Raw genomic sequence first — 19498 nt, 5'->3', positions numbered from 1 at the left:
CACACTCTAGTCCGCGTTGTAATGTGGGCACCATGACCGTCGAGATTTCTGATTCCCGCCTGACCAATTCCCTCGCCCAGGGCTGCGGTGAGATCCTTAAGGGTGTGCGCAACGGGGGCCTGCTGCGGGGCCTTTCGCTTGGCGACGCCGGCGATGAGGCCGCCCAAGAATGGATCGCCCGCGTCCTCGAGCAGCACCGTCCCCAGGACGGCATGCTCTCTGAGGAAGCCGCCGATGACCTTGCCCGCTTGAAGAAGGACCGCGTATGGATCGTGGACCCGCTCGACGGCACCAAGGAATTCGCCACCGGCCGCCAGGACTGGGCAGTGCACATTGCCCTCGTAGAAAATGGCACTCCCATCCACGCGGCGGTGGGCCTGCCGGACAAGGGCGTAACCTTCAAATCCTCGGACGTACGCGCGGTCACCGGCCCGCTGTCCAAGAAGTTCGTCATCTCCCGCAACCGCCCGCCCAAGGTAGCTAGCTACATTGCGGAAAAGATGGGCTATGAGACTGTGGGCGTCGGCTCCGCGGGCGCGAAGGCCATGCACGTGCTGCTAGGCGATTATGACGGTTATATCCACGCCGGCGGCCAGTACGAGTGGGATCAGGCCGCCCCAGTGGGCGTCGCCCAAGCATCCGGCCTGCACTGCTGCCGCCTCGACGGCTCCGAGATCCGCTTCAATAATGAGGACACGTTCATCCCGGATATCCTCATCTGCCGCCCCGAGCTCAAGGATGAAATCCTGGAGCATGCCCAGGCCTTTGCCGAGGAGCACGGCGGATTCTAAACTAGTGCGCATGATTGAGACCCCGTACGAGGATCTGCTGAAGAAGGTCCTGGAGACCGGCACTCCCAAAGGCGATCGCACCGGCACCGGCACGCGCTCCATCTTCGGCGCGCAGCTGCGCTATAACCTGGCCGAGTCCTTCCCGCTGCTGACCACCAAGAAGGTCTACTTCCATGCGGTGCTGGGCGAGCTGTTGTGGTTCCTCAAGGGCGAGTCCAATATCAATTTCCTGCAGGACAATAAAGTCCGCATCTGGAATGAATGGGCGGATGAGAACGGCGAGCTGGGCCCGGTCTACGGCGTGCAATGGCGCTCCTGGCCCACCCCGGACGGCCAGCACATCGACCAGATCCAGCAGGCGCTCGATACCCTCAAGAACAACCCAGATTCTCGCCGCAACCTGGTCTCCGCGTGGAACGTCGCGGAGCTGGACAAAATGGCGCTGATGCCCTGCCACCTGCTCTTCCAGCTCTACGTGGCTGATGGCACCTTGTCCATGCAGGTCTACCAGCGCTCGGCCGATATGTTCCTCGGCGTGCCCTTTAATATCGCCTCCTACGCGGCGCTGACCCACATGTTTGCCCAGCAAGCCGGCCTCAAGGTGGGCGAGCTCATCTGGACTGGCGGCGATTGCCATATCTATAACGACCACGTGGAGCAGGTCAAAGAGCAGCTTTCCCGCGAGCCGCGCCCCTACCCGCAGCTCAACCTCCACAAGGCGGAGGACATGTTCTCCTATGACTTCGCCGATTTTGAGATTGAAGGCTACGACCCCCACCCCACCATCAAGGCGCAGGTGTCCGTTTAATGTTGGGCGCAATCTGGGCGCAGTCTTTGGACGGCATCATTGGCGATGGCGAGCAGATGCCCTGGCACGTGCCGGAGGATCTCAAGCACTTTAAGGACGTAACCATGGGCGCGCCTGTCATCATGGGCCGCAAGACCTGGGAGTCCCTCAACCCCAAGTTCCGCCCACTTCCCGGCCGCGAAAACTACGTGCTCTCCTCCCGCGCCCCCGGCCAGTGGTCCGCCGGCGCCCAGGTGCTCACCGCAATGCCCTCGCTTTCCGACGCCTGGGTTATCGGCGGCGGCCAAATCTACACCGCCACCTTGGACCAGGTGGACCGCATTGAGGTCACCCTCATGGGCGTTAATATCGGTAGCACCTACGGCGATAAATCGATCTACGCCCCGGCCATCCCTGATGAGTTTGGGCTTGCCCACAGCACCGACTGGCTCACCTCCGCCAAGGGCCACCTGGCCCTGCCAGATAAAGAGGCCAGCGATCTCCCCATCAAGTACCGCTTTTTAACCTACGACCGAAAGGATGCAGCCTAATGACTGTACAAACCCCCGAAACCACCGCTGACGTCACCATTTTCTACGCGGACTGGTGCCCTTTCTGCGCCAAGCTCATCAAGAACCTGGACCGCACCGAAACCCCGTACGCGCTTGTCGACGTCGAGGGCGACAACACCGACGACATCAACGCCTGGATTGAATCCGTCAACGACGGCAACCGCATCATCCCCACCGTCCTCTACTCCGACGGCACCCACGAGACCAACCCGCCAGCCTCCTCCGTGCGCAATAAACAGAAGGAATTGGCCGAAAGCTAACCCACGCCCCAGCCATTTCGGGGCGCTCCTGCCCCACTGCTATGATTAGCCAAGTTGCACACGCAACCCCGCCCCAGTAGCTCAGGGGATAGAGCACGGCTCTCCTAAAGCCGGTGTCGGTGGTTCGAATCCACTCTGGGGCACCATGTCATGAGTCGCGACATGTTTGACAGATGAGTCGCGACATCGTTAACAAACCGGCATTCCAGTTGCTTTTTGTTCTGGGGTGCCGGTTTCTTCGATCAGGCGAGCAGTGCCAGGGCGCATCGTTCCAAGCAGCAGTACCAAGACGCCGTAAGAACACCTACGTCTGACGGGCGGAGCCCTTTCCCTCTTGGGCTCTAGAAGGTGCCTTAGGCCCTGAATGGCCGCACTCTATTTCGACGCCACCGGATTGGCGTACAGCTTTGACGATGGCCATATTGCGGTTAGGACTGTTCATAGTGTCAAACATGTCCCGACTCACCAGTCAAGCATCACCCGACACGGTAAGGTAGCCCTAAGCGTCAAATATGTCGCGGCTCACCTGTCAAGCATCACGACGATTCCCTCAGGCACAGACTGTCAAATATGTCATGAACTCAGACACCTCCGGGCGCACAAATTGTCATGAGTCGCGACATGTTTGACAGATGAGTCGCGACATCGTTAACAAACCGGCATCTCAGTTGCTTTTTGTTCTGGAGTGCCGGTTTCTTTTATTTCGTGGCTTGGGGCGGGTCTCCTTGTTTCCAGTAGGGCCTTTGATAGTCGCGGGCTGTGTCGATGTAGTGCTCGGTGATCACTTCGCCGGTTTCGGCTAGTGATGTGATGACGTGATTGTCGGCTATGACCATGAGGACTTTTTGTCACTTAAAGGCTCTACCGATGCCTAAGTGGAAAAGCTTGCCAGCGTAACGCACAGTGACTTTGCCGTTGTCCCAGACAATGTCGTTTCTGGTGCGCCATTCTTGCTTTGGGTTATCACCTGGGCTGGCTTTGGGTCCTGTCGTGTAGCTGTGGTGCGGGCTGCGCCTGCCAAGCACTCGGTGAGGGCGGTGAATGTTGTAGTAGTCGCGAAATTCATCTAGTTGTTCTTGCAGTTCACCTATAGTTTTCGCGGGTGGTCTGGCCGTGATCCATTTTTTGAGTGTTTGGTGGAATCTCTCAATTTTCCCTTGCGTTTGCGGGTGGCCTGGGCGGCCGTTTTTCTGCTGAATTTTGTACGTACTCAAGACTTTTTCAAAAGCATTTCGTCCGCCTTTACGCCCAGCTAAGCGGGCAGTAAAGACTAACCCGTTATCTGTAAGCGTCGATGCTGGCGGACCATAGGTTGTTATCAATCGAGTAAGCTCAGCAGCTACTTGTGGGCCTGCAAAAGAGCTGGCAGCGGTAATCGATAAGAGGTAGCGCGAGTGGTCATCGAGGAAATCTAGGACGTCAACCCTGGTGCCATCGGCTAGGAAGATATGGGTGATGTCTGCCTGCCAGCATTCATTGGGCATGGCTGCTTCAAAGCGGATAAATGAGCTTTTAGGCTTCTTTTTCGGCTCCGGGATGATAAGTCCCTCTTTGGCCAAGATGCGTCGAATCGTAGACGTAGACGGGCTGCGTTTTCCGTCTCTTTCAAGGTGAAAAGCAATAGTCTCGGGTCCTGCATCAAGCCCATGACGCGTTAGTTGACGACGGATAGTAACAATTTCTGCCCGCAACTTATCTGGCACGGCCTGTGGATGGGTGTGTGGGGCACGTGATTTCGGCGCGACAGCCTTGGCACCGCCGGCGTCGAAAGCGTTGAGGATTTGATAGACGCGCTGCCGGGAAATACCAAATTGCTTAGCTACCTTTGACGGGCTGCGCTTTTGCTCACGGACTGCTCGGACAATGGCCATATTGCGGTTAGGACTGTTCATAGTGTCAAACATGTCCCGACTCACCAGTCAAGCATCACCCGACACGGTAAGGTAGCCCTAAGCGTCAAATATGTCGCGGCTGATCTGTCAAGCATCACGACGGTTCCCTCAGGCACAGACTGTCAAATATGTCATGAACTCAGACACACTCTGGGGCACCATGTGAAGTCTCGAGACATCGTTCCGGTTGATGTCTCGAGATTTTTCGTTTTCAGCTGCCCCAGAAGCCCCGTAAATCAAGCATCTGGAAAGACACGGCCACAGCATCACGTTTGAATCTTCTCAGTACGGAAATCTCAAGTAAAAGATTTTTCTGAAGTGTCGATACCCGAAATTCTTACTCGAAACGGGGGTAGCGATTCTCCTTTTTTAGCTCATACGGTTATAGTAAATAGCACGTTGTCCGTCGAGATGAGGAAGGGGCGCAGAGATGGAAGGCGAAGCTTATCAAGTTGAATCATCACTGACCACTTCCGACGTCCTTGAACGCACGGCGGAATCGGGGGTTGATGGAGCAGCTGCTGCCACTGCCGTTTCTTTCAAGCATGGGACCGCAAATCTCCCATCTTGGATCGACCTCGACGCTGCCGCCACTATCCTCGGACTCAGCAAACTTCACGTCCGACTGCTGGGTCGAGACGGGAAGCTGAAGACGATGACAACTGACAGTGGGGTTAAGATCGATACGTCATCAGTCATGGGCCGCCTTGAGGGAAGTATTAGAAGCCGTGAAGTTTTCGCCCTCCACGCTGCCCACCAAGGGCGACTGGTAGAGCAAGCTTCATCTGCAATTGGGGCATAGACTTACCCCAAAAATGTATCTGCCCCCACGACTAACAATCCGCTGCGCGCTCGAAGACCTAGGGCTGGACAACTGGGATGACAACGGCCCTATTGGTGACGCGACACACCATGTAAATCATCCAGTCGTAGATCGCGCTATCGAACTATTTCCGCAAGATCGAGACCCGTCAAAAGCCCCCGAGAAAATCAGTAGTGTCAAACCAACGTGCTACAAAATTAAGGTTTCTCGGTTCAGAGGAATTGCTTACATTGACGCGGAAAGTCAAGTGTGGATCGTTGCAGCGGGCAAGCGTAAAGGCCGAGATCGGGATGATTTCTATCAACAATTTATGAGGCGATGTAGGGCAGAAAATGGGTGGTGGCTCCCCAACAAAAGTGACTATGCCTCGAGAACTGGGGACATCAAGGCAAATCGACTATTGGAGTGGCGGCTTGGACTATACGAGCAAGTATCGTCCGTTCTGACGAAGATCGACAGTTCCCATTCACTACGATTAAACGGTGATCCCACATTTCAGATCAACCTGGACGAGATAGTTCAGCATCTCGACAAAAGTATAACCCCCCAATCTTTGCCTGAAGTTTCAGTCCGTCTTATCTCACTTGGCGGAGAAGAATACTTGGGCATCGAGGTTGTTCAAGAGCAGGTTTTTGATCAGCGACTTCAAGCCCTTTGTCTACTCGGTATCGAAACTGTCGCAGCCGCAATTTATGATGACGAACAGTCATGGTCCAAAGATGATTTAACGCCTAGCGGCACCCCCCAGTTTGTTCTCGAATTTAACGAGGAAGTGGGTTTGGGAACGGTCTTGGATCGTCATCACAGCGCCAAGCCGCCGGCATGGTTCAAACCTGGTACGAAACACCACTACGTGAGCCAGGTTGAGAATGGGTCCCACATCAGGTCAGTAGCAGACGCAACAGCTTTCGGTGAACCGGTGTTCGCTCTTTGCGGAACGACGTTTGTTCCCCGGCAGGATCACCACAACCTCGCTCCGTGCCCTCGGTGCATCGCCGTCCACAACCTGTTGCAGAATGCAAAGGAGGGCTAGAACGGTGGCGTAGATAGCCCACCTACCGGGGACGAAAGAGGAGATACTGCGCGCATTAGCCCCAAATTCTCTATGCCCCATTACGTTGTTAGCAGGTCCACTTCAGGGCGCCGAAGGTTCGTACCCTGTCCACCCGATTGGGCGGGCTATGTTTATATTCGTTCACGCCGTCCAATAAGACAGTGAACTAGTCTCTGGTTTCGGAATGGCTTATGCCTTTGCCTGTCTGAAAATGATCCGGGGGTGGTACAGCCGAAAACAGTGACATATTCAAACTGCTAATAGGAACTGGGCCGGACCCCTATTTGGCGGACACCTGATATCCAGCCCAGTCGGGCTGGGAAGAAGGGTAGTCTACCACCATGTCCAGGTACTTCGAACAGTTCAAAAGCGATGTGGCGGCTCTCCATGAAAACAATGAGGCCCTCTCGCTTAACTCAGCATCAGCAGAGCTCGGTATCAACCGTGCCTCGCTGCATTCTTGGGTCAAGAAATACGGCACCGGAGAACGTGCCCGCATTAATGCCGTGCGTGAGAAAGTCCAAACGGCGAATGATTCCGAACGGATCCGCCAACTAGAAAAAGAGAACGCAAAACTGCGCGAAGAACGCGACATCCTGCGTAAGGCCACCAAATAATTTGCCGAAGAGACTTACTGGTGCTCCGATTCCAGTTTGTCTATGACCACCGAACTGAATACTCGGTTAAGCGGATGTGTCACGTTTTAAAGCTGAATCGTTCCTCGTTTTATAAATGGGCCTAGACCCGTGACAATCGCAGGTTAAAGATGTTTTCTGATGCCGTTATTTAAAGTGTCCCGAGTTTTGCCAATCCCCTTTGGCAATTTCATCTTTTGAAGTTAGCAACCCTGAGTTTCACTCCGTGTTTCTGAAATAATGAACTCTATGGACTCTCTCGAACACAATGTTTCTTTCACCGAGCAAGGTATGCCAACCCACCAAGAGCTCGTACTTCCGATCCTAAAAGCGGTAAATGAGCTTGGAGGCTCAGGAAAAACGAATGAGGTTAATGAAGCCGTTCTTGAGATTCTCCCCGACTCAGAATCACTGCTTCAAATCGCTTTTCCTAACCGCCCCAAAGACTCGGTGTTGATGAGCCGAATAGCTTGGGGACGGTCTACCGCAAAGCGCATCGGCTCTGTTGAACAGCCAGCGCAGGGAATGTACCTACTTACAGAAGTAGGCGAAAAAATTCTAAAGCTTGCCGACGAAGAAGCACTTGCTCAAGTTAAAGATCTTGACCGCCAGGCTTTTCGGGCCAAGCGAAAGCAAAAGAAGCTAGAAGAACAACATATAGCTGCGCCAAACGAAGAGCTGCCGGATGAAGATATTATTTCGGACTCTAATGAAGAAGAAAAAGAAAGTGACTGGAAGAGCCAACTGCTCGACCGTCTTCACCAACTTCCGCCCGAAGGCTTTGAAAAGTTCATTATTTATCTTCTACGCCGGCAGGGACTCCAATTACAGCACACAGGCGGTTCTGGAGACGAAGGTGTCGACGCAATTGGTACCGCACCATTGAGCCCCGTACTCTCCTCCCGTGTTGCAGTACAAATCAAGCGGTATGCCCCAGAAGGTAAACCAATTGGCCGAGAAACCGTCGCGCTCTTCCAACGAGACGCACAAACAAAAGGTGCTGAACGCGCGATTCTAGTTACCCTTAGTCGGTTCACGGACCCTGCCCGTAAAGCTGCTACCTCGACAGTGCCAACGGTAGATCTCATAAGCGGTGACCGTCTCGCCGAGCTAATCCGTTCAGATGGCGAATCGGGCGTGAACCTCCGGCCTACAGTTGGTCGTAAATGGTTCGACAAATTTGAATAGCCAAATCTCACTCCGCCGACTGAAAGCTATAACTACCGATGGCCGACATCACCAAGCGATACGCAGTAGACCTCACCCGCATCGACACCGCCCAATACCGAGCTACCAATTCAGCGGGAGCAAGCATTGAATTTGGCAGTGGTGAGGGACTCCTCTCCCCTGTTGAACTCTTGCTAGCTGCTGTCGCGGGGTGTTCCGCAGTGGACGTGGACGTTGTAACGTCTCGGCGCACGGAACCAAAGGCGTTTGATGTGCACGTGGAAGGTGACCGTGTAAGCGAAGATGGAGCATCGCGTCTGTCGGAGGTGCGTGTGGGCTTCGATCTGTCGTTCCCAGATACGCCGGAGGGCAACCAAGCGCGCAAGCTGGTGGACAACCTGATTCGCATCTCCCACGAGAAGGACTGCACGGTATCGCGCACGGTTGAGAACCCCACGCGGGTGAAGTTCAGCAACGACTCGAAATAGCTCCTCGGTGTAAATCTGCGACATGCGGTTTCGCTGCGGAGATAGCTTCGAACCCCTGCTATGGTGCAATTATTAACTACTGTGACAAATGTGATTACTGCAGGAGCTCAACATGTCACCATCTTTCTCCCGTCGCGGCCTTTTTAAGGCTGGCGCTCTCGCCCTAACCGCAGGCGCCATCGGCGCTGCCGCACCGAGTGCAGCGGCGCTCGGACCGGTGCGCGGCACCATCATTGATTTCTCCGCCGGCGTACCTTCCCCGCAAGCAATTAAGAATGCCGGCCATATGGGCGCGATTCGCTACGTCTCCGATAAGCGCCCCGGCGCCGCGTGGATGACCGGTAAGCCCGTAACCCTTAAAGAGACTAAGGCCAATGCGGCAGCAGGACTGCCCACTGCGTCGGTCTACCAATTCGGCCGCGCGGAAACCGCGGATTGGAAACAGGGCGCAGCAGGTGCGGCAATCCACGCACCGAAGGCAATTGCGCTGCACAAGAAGGCAGGCGGCCCCACCAATCGCCCGATCTACATCGCGATCGACGATAACCCCACCCGCGAGCAGTACACCCGCCAAATCCGCCCCTACCTGCAGGCATTTTCCAAGACGCTGGAACTGGCCGGCTACCAGACGGGCATCTATGGCAACTACAACACTATTGAGTGGGCGATCCAGGATGGCATCGGCAAGTACTTCTGGATGCATGACTGGGGATCCAACGGCAAGATTCACCCGCGCACCACTATCCACCAGCTGCCGCACGGCAAGCAGCAGACCATTGGCGGCGTCATCGTTGACGTCAATGAGGTCTACGCCGAAGACTGGGGCCAGTGGACGCCAGGCAAGTCCGCGGCTCCTGCACCGACAAAGAAGCCGACCACCAAGAAACCACAGCCACAGCCCGAGCCGCAGACCAAGGCCCCGAGCAATGGCTCGTCCGACCTGGTCAATCAGCTGAGCTCGCAGCTGCAGAGCACGCACCCAGAGCTACCAGAGCTGCCGCAGGTCACCGCTAATGGCGTGACCTTTAATGGCAAGACGCTGAGCAATGATCAGATTCGCCAGCTAGCGAAGATCGTCGCAGAGACGGTTGCTAAGGCGCGGTAGAACTACTTCTTAGAGGGCTCGGAGGTTTTCTCCGAGCCCTTCTTGTTGTCTGCGGACTTCTTTTTGGACGTGGTGGATTCGCTGGTGGGTTCCTTGGACGAGGACTTTTCCTTCTTGCCCTTGCCGGATCTCTCGTCCTTGTTCTTCTTGTTCGAGGAGGTTGTAGGGGTCTCCGAGGTGGAGGTCTCGATCGGTGGGACGTCCTCGCCGTCTTTGTACTTGAGGAACCGCTCGGTGGCCTTGCCCAGATTCTTACCCGTCACCTCGTCCTTGACGTAGTCGGTGAGGTCATCGGATGAGCCGGTGATGGAGGCCGCGGCGACGAAGTTCTCACCAAAGGAGACCGAGGAGTTGATGGACTTGTCATTGGACCAGCCCCACTTGCTGCCTACCACGTTAGAAAGCTTGGCGGTGCCGTAATCCTGTCGGTAGCCATCCTCAGAGATGGGATCGGCATGCGCCATGGCTACAAGCACCGGGTGGGTTTCATCGCGGTCGATGAGCTGCGAGATGAAGCTGGCGACGTCATACGTGGAGGTTTGCGAGTAGCCCCACTGCTCGCCGGCCTTGGTGGATTCGAGATTGAATTCATCGGCAATCGTGTCGATGGAATCCGGGTACTTATCAAAGAGGTCCTCGGCGGACTTATCAGAGGAGCTAGCGATCATATCCAGCGCCTCATATTTGTCCTCGTACTCGCCCTTTTCCATCACGTAGGTGGCGATATAGAGCTTGATAAGGCTTAGCGCCGGGCGGGCCTCGTGCTCCGAGGCAGAGCCCATGTGCATGCCATCGTGCAGGCGGATATAGGTAATTGAATGACCCTCATCGCCCTCCAGGAACTCATTGGTTTCCGGTGGGACGTCGCGGTTGGTGTCTGTTGCTTTTAAGGGGGCGTCGGCAAGCGCGTCGCTTTCACGCTCGCTATTGCTGCACGCGGTGGTGGTCAAGGCGAGCATGCATACAGCCAAAGCGGCACCAGCTTTCACTGATGCCGCCTTGCGGGTCACAGACGTTCTAAGCACGTCCAACCACATTACCGGTTCTATGCACTATCCAAGCAATTAATGCTGCACGGGTGCCTCCACGCCTACGCCGGTAAGCGAGCGGACTTCCATCTCTGCAGAAAGCTCTTCCAAGTCGTCTGGCTTGGTCATGACGGAGACCAACCAACCAACAAAGAAGGACAGCGGAATGGATACCAATCCCGGCGAGGAAAGCGGGAAGATAGCCCAGTCCGCACCGGGGAACATGGAGGTCTCAGAACCAGAGACCGCCGGGGAGAAGAAGATGAGCACCAGGCAAGACACCACGCCGGTGTACATGGAGGCCACTGCGCCCGCGGTATTAAAGCGGCGCCAGTAGAGGGAGTATAGGATAGTCGGCAGGTTGGCAGAAGCCGCAACCGCAAAGGCCAAGGAAACCAGGAAGGCCACGTTCTGGGTCATGGCTAGGATGCCCAGGATGATGGAGACGATGCCAAGGACCACCACGGTGGCTTGGGAGACGCGGACCTGCTCGGCCTCGGTGGACTCACCATTGCGGATCACCGCGTGATAGATATCGTGCGCAATCGAAGCAGAGGCGGTAATGGCTAGGCCGGCAACCACGGCGAGCACGGTAGCGAAGGCGACAGCGGAAATAATCGCCATGAAGATAGAGCCGCCAATCTCCAGCGCGAGCAGCGGTGCTGCGGCATTGGCGCCGCCCGGCGCGGAGAGGATGCGATCCGGACCAACCAGGGCGGCGGCACCGTACCCCAGGACCAGGGTCATAAGGTAGAAGGCACCGATGATAACAATCGCCCAGGTAACGGAGCGGCGAGCCTCGGTGGCGGTTGGCACGGTATAAAAGCGCATCAGCACGTGCGGCAGGCCGCCCACACCAAGCACCAGCGAAATGCCCAAGGAGATGAAATCCAGCTTGGTGGCGGTGGTAGCACCATATTTCAGGCCTGGGGCCATGATGTCTTTAGCTTCATAGCCCTTCTCCTTAATCTGTTCAGAGGCGGCGTGCATATCAATGGCGTTATTGAACAGAGTGCTAAATCCGCCGCGCAGGGCGATAAAGACCAAGAAGCACATGATCACCACGCCGGCTACCAGCAGTACGGCCTTGATCATCTGCACGTAGGTGGTGCCCTTCATGCCGCCGACCAGAACATAGACAATCATGAGCACACCCACGACGCCCACCACGAGCGCTTGCCACTTGAAATCGTGGATATCCAGCAGCACGGCCACCAAGGAGCCGGCGCCGGCCATCTGCGCGATGAGATAGAAGAGCGTGACAAAGAGGGTGGCGATAGACGCCGCCACACGTACAGGCCTCTGCTTCAAACGGAAAGACAAGACGTCGGCCATAGTGAAGCGGCCGACGTTACGCATGGGCTCAGCGACGAGCATGAGTGCTACCAACCAAGCAACGAAGAAGCCCACCGAGTACAAGAAGCCGTCATAGCCGTTAAGCGCGACAGCGCCAACGATGCCCAGGAAGGAGGCGGCGGAGAGGTAGTCACCAGAAATGGCCAAGCCGTTCTGGCGGCCGGAGAAGCTACCGCCTCCGGTATAGAAGTCCGAAGCCTTCTTCGTGGTCTTTCCAGCACGCAACACCACCGCCATGGTGACCAAGAGGAAGATACCGAAGATGGAGATATTCAGGATGGGATTGCCTGCGGAAGACTCGGCGGCGAGGATGGTGGTAGTCATTACATGGCCTCCAACTCTTCACGGATAGCGGCCGACTTTGGCTCGATATTCTTATTGGCATATTTCACGTAAATCCACGTGATGATGAAGGTGGTGAGGAACTGGGCAAGGCCGAAGACTAGGCCGATGTTCCAGCCGCCGCCGAGCTCGGTTGCCATGAAGCCTGGGGCAAACACGGCGGCAAGAACGTAGACCACGTACCACACGAAGAAGGCCACGGTCATAGGGAAGGTAAAACTCCGGTAGGTGCGGCGCAGCTCGCCGAATTTGGCGGAGTCGCGCATCGCGATGAACTCGCTACCGGTGGGTTCACGGCGCGAGACAGGAGTTGCAGCTACGTCACTCATAGAGCATCGTCTCCTTGGGTGAGAGGAACTTAGGTCACACGAGATAGTGTGTCACTGCTCACTATCCACGTTGATCTGTAAGTTACAGAACATTTTCTGCAAGGTTGTAAACTCTGCCAAGAAAACCTTCCACTCCCCCACCCTTTCAACCCCATAGGCTTCACTGAACTGGAATAACATCTTTAGCAAACTACCCCCGAAGGAAGAATTTTTTACCCCCTGTAAAGATTGTTAACAGCCGCTTGGCAAAAGAAAAAGCCCCCGTGAGGGGGCTTAATCTGTGGTTGACGCTACTCTTCGTTGCCCGGGAATTCGCGCGGGTCATTGAACATACGGCCAAAGCCCTCCTGGCCCTCAAGGGCGTCGATGGCGGATACTTCCTCTGCCGTGAGCTCCAGCTCGGTGGCGGCCAAGTTTTCCTTCAGGCGCTCGGTGCGCGCGGACTTCGGGATGACGGAGATGCCCTTAGACATGAGGTACGACAGCACAACCTGCCCCTCGGTCGCCTCGTGGTCAGCAGCAGCCTGCTCAATCACGGGGTTATTGAGCACAACGCCGCGCGCCAGCGGGGCCCATGCCTCGGTGACGATGTCATTATCGTGATGGAAGGCGCGCAAGCTGGACTGGGTAAAGCCCGGGTGGATCTCCACCTGGTTGAGCACCGGAGAAATGCCGGTGGTGGAAATGAGGTCCTTGAGCACGTCCTCGTAGAAATTGGCCACACCGATGGACGCAATCTGACCCATGCCCTGCAGGCGGGCGATAGCCTCAAAAGTCTCGTTGTACAGGCCGCCCTGCGGCCACGGCCAGTGGATAAGATACAGGTCGAGGTAGTCCAGCTGCAGATCCTTAAGCGACTGCTGGAATGCCTCTTCCACCTTGTGCTCACCCTGGTGGGAGTGCCACACCTTGGAGGTAATAAAGAGCTCATCGCGGGTGACGTCGCCGGCATCCATTGCCTGCTTCAGGGCGGTGCCTACCGCCTCTTCGTTCTTGTAGAGCGTAGCGGTATCGAAGTGGCGGTAGCCCAAATCGATGGCCTCGCGGATGACGCGGATGCATTCCTCGTCATATAGCTTGTACGTACCCAAGCCCAGCTGGGGCATTTCGCGGTCATCATTGAAAGTTACGGTTGGCACAGTCATGCCCTCCATTGTGCCGCAGTTTTTCTGACCGCGCCGAAAACGACGAAACCCCAGGGCGAACCCTGGAGCTAAGCGCTTTTAGTCGGCGCGGATGAGGTCAATAATGAAGACCAAGGTGCGGCCGGACAGCGGGTGCGCACCACCTGCGGGACCGTAGGCCTTTTCCGGCGGAATGATGAGCTTGCGGCGACCGCCCACCTTCATTCCCGGAATGCCCTCTTGCCAGCCGGCGATGAGACCGGTCAGCGGGAACTCGATGGACTGGCCACGGTCCCACGAGGAATCGAATTCTTGGTTGGTCTCGTATTCAGCGCCGACGTAGTGGACCTCCACTACGGCACCAGGCTGCGCCTCAGCACCGTCGCCGACGACGATGTCTTCTACGACAAGGTCGGTCGGCGCTGGGCCAGACTGGGCTTCAATAACAGGCTTATCCATGGGGATTATTCTCCTTGGGAAATCTAGTTTGTTCGTGCGGTCGCATTAAAAACCGAACCGAGCTGCACCTATTATAGGTGCTACCACCCGATTCGGCTTAATTAGGCTGACCGCGGAGCGCTTTAACGCTCGCTACGCGGGGTGACCTTACGCAGGGACTCGCCGGTGTAAATCTGGCGCGGACGGTTGATCTTGGTGTTGATCTCCAGCTGCTCGCGGTACTGTGCAATCCAGCCCGGCAGGCGGCCGATGGCGAAGAGGACGGTAAAGAAGTCCGTCGGGAAGCCCATGGCGCGGTAGATCAGGCCGGTGTAGAAGTCCACGTTCGGGTAGAGCTTGCGGGAGACAAAGTAGTCATCATTCAGCGCAATGTCTTCCAGCTTCATGGCCAGATCCAGCATTGGGTCGCCGCCCAAGTGATCGATGATCTCGTGGGCAGTCTCTTTGACGATTGCCGCGCGTGGGTCGTAGTTCTTGTACACGCGGTGACCAAAGCCCATGAGGCGAACGCCCTTTTCCTTATTCTTCACGCGGTTCATGAAGTCGGTAGCGTCACCATCGTGGTTGTTCTGGATATCTTCCAGCATCTCCAGAACGGCCTGGTTTGCGCCGCCGTGCAGCGGACCGGACAGGGCGTTAATGCCGCCGGCGATGGAGACGAACATATTGGCCTGAGCGGAACCAATCATGCGCACGGTGGAGGTGGAGCAGTTCTGCTCGTGGTCAGCGTGCAGAATGAGCAGCTTATCCAGCGCCTTAGCTACAACCGGGTCCACCTCGTACTCCTCGGTGGGGTAACCGAACATCATGCGCAGGAAGTTCTCGCGGGCGTTCAGGCTATTGTCCGGGTACATATAAGGCTTGCCCTGAGACGCGCGGTAAGCATACGCAGCCAGCATTGGAACCTTAGCCAGCAGGCGGACGGTGGCCTTATCCAGCTGCTCCGGGTCCAGCGGGTTGAGCTGGTCCTGGTAGTACGCGGAAAGAATGTTAAGGGAGGAAGCCAGCACGGCCATTGGGTGCGCGTTGCGCGGGAAGATATTGAACGCGGCCTTGAAGTCCTCATCCAACAGGGTGTGGTGGCGGATTTCGCGGTTAAAGTGGCTGAGCTCTTCCTCGTTTGGCAGATGACCCTTGATCAGCAGATAGGAAACCTCGTTAAAGGAAGCGTTTTCCGCCAGGTCCGCGATATCGTAACCGCGGTGGCGCAGGATGCCCTCTTCACCGTTAATGAAGGTGATCTTGGACTCGGTGGAACCGGTGGAGGTATAACCAGGGTCGAAGGTAACGAGCCCGGTCTCGTTACGGAGCTTGGAAATGTCAAAGCCGGAGTCGCCCTCGGTGGACTGCTTGATGTCCATCTCGTACTCGCCGCCTGGGTACTGGAGCACTACCTTGTTGTCTTCAGAAGCCACGGAAGTTCCTTTCTCTATGTGAAGAGTCACTATTAAGCACTAACTTAAGGAAGCTAGCTTGATACCTCTTCACACTTTAGCAAACTTTGTGACGCCGCCAACAGGATTTGGCCGACTAAAATAACTGCCGTTCGACCGGAACTGTTCTACACTGACTTGCATGAGTACACCCGAACTTACGCTGCCTGCCGACCTCCTGCCTGCCGACGGCCGCTTTGGCTGCGGCCCCTCCAAGGTTCGCCCCGCCCAGCTTGCGGCCATTGACCCCGCGATCATGGGCACCTCTCACCGCCAGCCGGCAGTAAAGAACCTCGTAGGTTCGGTGCGGGAAGGCTTAAGCGATCTCTTCTCCCTACCAGAGGGCTACGAGATTATCCTTTCCCTAGGCGGCGCCACCGCCTTCTGGGATGCTGCCGCCTTCGGACTCATCGAGCGCCACTCCGCCCACCTCACCTTTGGTGAGTTTTCCACTAAATTTGCCAAGGCCGCTGCGGGTGCACCCTGGCTCGATGCCCCCTCCATCGTGGAGTCCCCCGCGGGCACCGCGCCCGACCCACGCGAACTTTCTGCAGAGGCGGACGTCGTCGCTTGGGCACACAATGAAACCTCCACCGGCGCGATGGCAGAAGTCACCCGCCCGCACCCCCGCAATGATCAGCAGCTGGTGGTCGTGGACGCCACCTCCGGCGCGGGCGGCCTGCCCGTGCACATATCCGATACGGACGTCTATTACTTCTCGCCGCAAAAGTGCTTTGCTTCCGACGGCGGCCTGTGGCTCGCCGCCATGTCCCCCGCCGCGCTGGAGCGGATTGAGAAAATCAACGCCTCCGAGCGCTATATCCCCAACTTCCTCAACCTGCAGACCGCGGTAGAGAACTCGCGCAAGAACCAGACTTATAACACCCCGGCAATCGCTACCCTGCTCATGCTGAATAACCAGGTCCAGTGGATGAATGCCAACGGCGGCCTGGACGGCATGGTTGAGCGCACTACCGAATCCTCCACCACGCTGTATCGCTGGGCCGAATCCCGCCCGGAGGCCACTCCCTTCGTCGCGGAGCCTGCGTCCCGCTCGCTCGTGGTAGGCACCATCGACTTCGCAGAGTCCGTCGATGCCGCAGCGCTCGCCGCTACCCTGCGCGCCAACGGCATCCTGGACGTGGAGCCGTACCGCAAGCTGGGTCGCAACCAACTGCGCATCGGCATGTTCCCGGCCATCGATCCGGCCGATATCGCCAAGCTGACCCAATGCATCGACTACGTCTTGGATGCGAAATAACGCATCTCACCCAACATGCCCCGCCGCCTCGCAGGCCGCGGGGCATTTTCACGTTATAGTTGAATGCATCACAGATATGTCCGCCGTCGATAGGCAAAAGGAGCGCCCTATTATGCGCGAGCTGTTCCCAGTTGACAGCGAGTCGACCGAAACCTCTTTGGTGCTGCGCACCGAAGACGGCGAAGAGTTTTTCCTCTCCATCACCGATGAGCTGCGTGAGGCCCTGCAGGGCGAGCAGGAGGAAACCCCGGAAGAGGAACCGGCGGCTCCGGCCATCAGCCTGGCCAAGCCCACCAAACCGGAACCGGTGGAAGAGATAAAGATCCGCCCGGCGGAGATCCAAAACCGCATCCGCGCCGGCGCCTCTGCGGCGGAGCTGGCGGAAGAAATGGGCGTGACCGAATCTCGCATCGAGCCCTTCGCCTACCCGGTCATGCTAGAGCGCAACCGCATCGCGGAGATTGCCAAGCAGGCCCACCCTGTCCGCGAGGACGGGCCGGCAAAGCTCACCTTGTGGGAGGTTCTGGCCACCGCCTTTGCCGCCCGTGGACACTCGCTCTCCGAGTCCACCTGGGACGCCTACCGCCACCAGGGCGAGTCCTGGATCGTGCGCGTCACGTGGAAGGCCGGCCTGTCCGAGAACGAGGCCGAGTGGTACTTCAAGCAGTCCATGTCCTCGCCTGCCACGGTGGAGGCGCGTAACTCAGTGGCCGCGGACCTGACGGACCCGGATTTCGTGCAGCCGGTGCGCTCGCTGACCTCGCTGGGCAGCGGCCGCTATGACGAAGCTATCGATGGCGACCAGCCCAGCAACGTCACGGACCTCACCGCGCCGACCACCCCTCCGGAAGAGCCGGAGGAAGAGGAGTTCTTGCAAAACCCCTCGCCAGAAGAAAAGCCCACCAAGCGCCGCCGCAAGGCCGTCACCCCACATTGGGAGGACGTGCTGCTCGGCGTTCGCTCCAATACCAAGCGCCCTAGGGACTAATCGTGGACATCTCTCACGCAGTACTTACTCTCTGGTACATCTCTCAGCCCAATGCGGAAGAGGTGTTGAAGACCGAGCCCAAGGCGGATCGCGGCTTTGGGCGGAAATTCCTCGCCCAGCTGGATCCGACCTTCCCGGTCACGCCGATTGGGCAATTCCCGCTCAACCGCTCCGCACAAACGGACCCGAACGAGTACTACATCGGCGGCTACCCCGGCATCACCGTGGTGCAAACGGTCTGCGAGGGGGATTCTGTTCTTCTGTCCCAGCTGCCGGACACGCTCCTTAATGCGGTGCCCGCCCAGCGCGTCATTGCGCTGGCGAGCAACGAGAAAGAAGGCTACGCCGGCTTTGCCCTGTGGGAGGGCGGCGATCTCAAGCGTTGCCTGTGCGCTACCCGCGAGCACCTCTACGAGGACACCGGCCTGCCCGAGCCCTTCGAGGCGCCCTACTGGGCAGGCGAAAAGTATGAGCCGCTGGGCGGAATCTCCCTGCCTTTCGAGCCGCAGGGCATCATGGAAGCAGCCCAGGAGTACTGGCTCGACATCGAGGTCGGTCACGATGGCCCGGACCTAGACGTTGTGGGCTACGCGGTCGACGGCCGCCCAGAGCCAAAGATCGACCCGCCGAAGCCCAAGCGCACCGTGGGGGAACTAGCCGCGCAGTCGGCCAATAAGCTGGGCCTGAACGACTATGACGACTACGAGGACCACAGCGCCGAGCCGGAATCCACCGGCGAGGAAATCATCTCCACCGCCAAGCACTTGGGATCGCTCATTGGCAATTGGAGCGCTCAGACGTTTAAGTCGCTCAAGGAGCGCTGGCGCTCATAAAAGGAAATGGCGGCGGCGGTCGCCACATTAAGAGAATCGGTGCCAGGGGCCATCGGTATGCGTGCGCGTATATCGGTGGCCTTCATTGCGTGTTCGGTAAGCCCGGGGCCCTCCGCGCCAACGAGCATCGCCACCTTATCCAGGCCATGCATGGCCTCGGCCAAGTGCACCGCTTCGGGGTTGGGGGTTAGGGAAATGAGGGTAAAGGAGGCGTCGGCAAGCGCCTGCAAGGAACGCTGCCAGGTAGTAAACCCGCCTTCTAAATGGGCAAAGGGCAAGCGCAGCACGTGCCCCATGGACACGCGCACCGAGCGCCGGTAGAGCGGATCCGCCGCACCGGAGCCGAGCAACACCGCGTCTACCCCCATGCCGGCGGCATGGCGGAAAATGGCGCCGATATTTTCATGATCGCCCACGCCCTCGAGCACGGCGATGGTCTGGGCGGAGTCCACGATCTCGCTCACCTCCGGCTCAGGGGCGCGGTCCGCAGCGGCGACCAGCCCGCGGTGCATATCGAAACCGGCCACCTCCGCTAGGGTCTCGCGAGAAACCTCGTAGATGGGGCACTCTGGTTCGCCGTACTCGGAAATATAGGCCTCTACCTTCTTGGGAAAGCCCACGAGGCAGCGCATGGGAAACCGGGACTCGGCCAGCCGGGAGACCACCAGCGGGCCCTCAGCAATGACGAGACCCTCGCCGGACTTATCGGATTTGTTGAGGTTCCGAATATCGTCCAGGCGAGGGTCTGCGGGGTCAGTAATCAGCATGCCC

General features: G+C 57.6%; 19 protein-coding genes, 1 tRNA gene and 1 pseudogene. 13 read left to right on the top strand and 8 right to left on the bottom strand.

Features of this window, described 5'->3' with window-relative positions:
- The first annotated feature begins 32 nt into the window (after positions 1 to 32).
- The 5 genes from MHY24_RS00180 (at position 33) to MHY24_RS00160 (ending at position 2556) form a co-directional block, all read left to right on the top strand.
- Positions 33 to 791 (top strand): 3'(2'),5'-bisphosphate nucleotidase CysQ, encoded by a 759-nt coding sequence (locus tag MHY24_RS00180; RefSeq protein WP_239227952.1) that lies wholly within the window; start codon positions 33 to 35, stop codon positions 789 to 791.
- Positions 754 to 1599 (top strand): thymidylate synthase, encoded by an 846-nt coding sequence (locus MHY24_RS00175; protein WP_284597882.1) that lies wholly within the window; start codon positions 754 to 756, stop codon positions 1597 to 1599. The genes MHY24_RS00180 and MHY24_RS00175 overlap by 38 nt, the downstream gene beginning before the upstream one ends.
- The gene (locus tag MHY24_RS00170; RefSeq protein ID WP_239227950.1) at positions 1599 to 2129 is read left to right on the top strand and encodes a dihydrofolate reductase; all 531 of its coding nucleotides are present in this window, start codon (positions 1599 to 1601) and stop codon (positions 2127 to 2129) included. Before MHY24_RS00175 ends, MHY24_RS00170 begins: the two co-directional genes overlap by 1 nt.
- The gene (locus MHY24_RS00165; RefSeq protein WP_200436020.1) at positions 2129 to 2410 is read left to right on the top strand and encodes a glutaredoxin domain-containing protein; all 282 of its coding nucleotides are present in this window, start codon (positions 2129 to 2131) and stop codon (positions 2408 to 2410) included. The genes MHY24_RS00170 and MHY24_RS00165 overlap by 1 nt, the downstream gene beginning before the upstream one ends.
- A gap of 70 nt (positions 2411 to 2480) precedes the next feature.
- Positions 2481 to 2556 (top strand) — tRNA-Arg (locus MHY24_RS00160).
- Between the two features lie 552 nt (positions 2557 to 3108).
- Here the strand turns inward: MHY24_RS00160 and MHY24_RS00155 are convergent.
- Positions 3109 to 4302 (bottom strand): annotated as a pseudogene (locus tag MHY24_RS00155) (IS481 family transposase).
- An 815-nt stretch (positions 4303 to 5117) separates the two neighbouring features.
- On the opposite strand from MHY24_RS00155, the gene MHY24_RS00150 reads away from it, so the two are divergent.
- The 5 genes from MHY24_RS00150 (at position 5118) to MHY24_RS00130 (ending at position 9574) form a co-directional block, all read left to right on the top strand.
- Positions 5118 to 6158 carry a DUF3039 domain-containing protein gene (locus MHY24_RS00150; protein ID WP_239227949.1) on the top strand — a complete coding sequence of 347 codons (1041 nt, stop codon included), beginning with the start codon at positions 5118 to 5120 and terminating at the stop codon, positions 6156 to 6158.
- Between the two features lie 362 nt (positions 6159 to 6520).
- Positions 6521 to 6796, top strand: coding sequence for a transposase (locus MHY24_RS00145; protein ID WP_239227948.1), 276 nt, complete (start codon positions 6521 to 6523; stop codon positions 6794 to 6796).
- 267 nt (positions 6797 to 7063) lie between these two features.
- Positions 7064 to 8002, top strand: a complete 939-nt coding sequence (locus tag MHY24_RS00140) for a restriction endonuclease (RefSeq protein WP_239227947.1) — start codon at positions 7064 to 7066, stop codon at positions 8000 to 8002.
- A gap of 38 nt (positions 8003 to 8040) precedes the next feature.
- On the top strand, positions 8041 to 8469 hold the full coding sequence (locus MHY24_RS00135) for an OsmC family protein (protein WP_239227946.1): 429 nt from the start codon (positions 8041 to 8043) through the stop codon (positions 8467 to 8469).
- A 112-nt stretch (positions 8470 to 8581) separates the two neighbouring features.
- The gene (locus MHY24_RS00130; RefSeq protein WP_239227945.1) at positions 8582 to 9574 is read left to right on the top strand and encodes a DUF1906 domain-containing protein; all 993 of its coding nucleotides are present in this window, start codon (positions 8582 to 8584) and stop codon (positions 9572 to 9574) included.
- 2 nt (positions 9575 to 9576) lie between these two features.
- Here MHY24_RS00130 and MHY24_RS00125 read toward each other — a convergent pair whose 3' ends face one another.
- The 6 genes from MHY24_RS00125 to MHY24_RS00100 all read right to left on the bottom strand — a co-directional run bounded on the left by MHY24_RS00125 (position 9577) and on the right by MHY24_RS00100 (position 15627).
- On the bottom strand, positions 9577 to 10599 hold the full coding sequence (locus MHY24_RS00125; RefSeq protein ID WP_239227944.1) for a hypothetical protein: 1023 nt from the start codon (positions 10597 to 10599) through the stop codon (positions 9577 to 9579).
- Between the two features lie 39 nt (positions 10600 to 10638).
- Complete coding sequence (locus MHY24_RS00120) at positions 10639 to 12282, bottom strand: cation acetate symporter (protein WP_239227943.1); 1644 nt, start codon at positions 12280 to 12282, stop codon at positions 10639 to 10641.
- Complete coding sequence (locus MHY24_RS00115; protein ID WP_239227942.1) at positions 12282 to 12629, bottom strand: DUF485 domain-containing protein; 348 nt, start codon at positions 12627 to 12629, stop codon at positions 12282 to 12284. The genes MHY24_RS00120 and MHY24_RS00115 overlap by 1 nt, the downstream gene beginning before the upstream one ends.
- A gap of 290 nt (positions 12630 to 12919) precedes the next feature.
- Positions 12920 to 13783 (bottom strand): aldo/keto reductase, encoded by an 864-nt coding sequence (locus MHY24_RS00110; protein ID WP_005323853.1) that lies wholly within the window; start codon positions 13781 to 13783, stop codon positions 12920 to 12922.
- Between the two features lie 69 nt (positions 13784 to 13852).
- Complete coding sequence (locus tag MHY24_RS00105) at positions 13853 to 14212, bottom strand: FKBP-type peptidyl-prolyl cis-trans isomerase (RefSeq protein WP_005323855.1); 360 nt, start codon at positions 14210 to 14212, stop codon at positions 13853 to 13855.
- A gap of 122 nt (positions 14213 to 14334) precedes the next feature.
- A complete protein-coding gene (locus MHY24_RS00100) occupies positions 14335 to 15627 on the bottom strand; it encodes a citrate synthase (RefSeq protein WP_239227941.1) in 1293 nt (430 codons plus the stop codon).
- Between the two features lie 160 nt (positions 15628 to 15787).
- Between MHY24_RS00100 and serC the strand changes: the two genes are divergently transcribed.
- From serC to MHY24_RS00085, 3 genes are all read left to right on the top strand, one after another.
- Positions 15788 to 16906 (top strand): phosphoserine transaminase, encoded by a 1119-nt coding sequence (gene serC, locus MHY24_RS00095; protein ID WP_239227940.1) that lies wholly within the window; start codon positions 15788 to 15790, stop codon positions 16904 to 16906.
- Between the two features lie 112 nt (positions 16907 to 17018).
- Positions 17019 to 17894: a septation protein SepH gene (sepH, locus tag MHY24_RS00090; protein ID WP_239227939.1), complete on the top strand. Its 876-nt coding sequence runs from the start codon at positions 17019 to 17021 to the stop codon at positions 17892 to 17894.
- Between the two features lie 2 nt (positions 17895 to 17896).
- Positions 17897 to 18727 (top strand): hypothetical protein, encoded by an 831-nt coding sequence (locus MHY24_RS00085; protein WP_179386196.1) that lies wholly within the window; start codon positions 17897 to 17899, stop codon positions 18725 to 18727.
- Here the strand turns inward: MHY24_RS00085 and MHY24_RS00080 are convergent.
- Positions 18688 to 19494: an RNA methyltransferase gene (locus MHY24_RS00080; RefSeq protein ID WP_239227938.1), complete on the bottom strand. Its 807-nt coding sequence runs from the start codon at positions 19492 to 19494 to the stop codon at positions 18688 to 18690. The genes MHY24_RS00085 and MHY24_RS00080 overlap by 40 nt on opposite strands.
- Positions 19495 to 19498: the final 4 nt, after the last annotated feature.

The organism is Corynebacterium sp. ACRPQ, assembly GCF_022347225.1.
In the GTDB taxonomy this organism is placed as follows: domain Bacteria; phylum Actinomycetota; class Actinomycetes; order Mycobacteriales; family Mycobacteriaceae; genus Corynebacterium; species Corynebacterium tuberculostearicum_D.
This window is presented reverse-complemented; position numbering and strand designations above follow the sequence as displayed.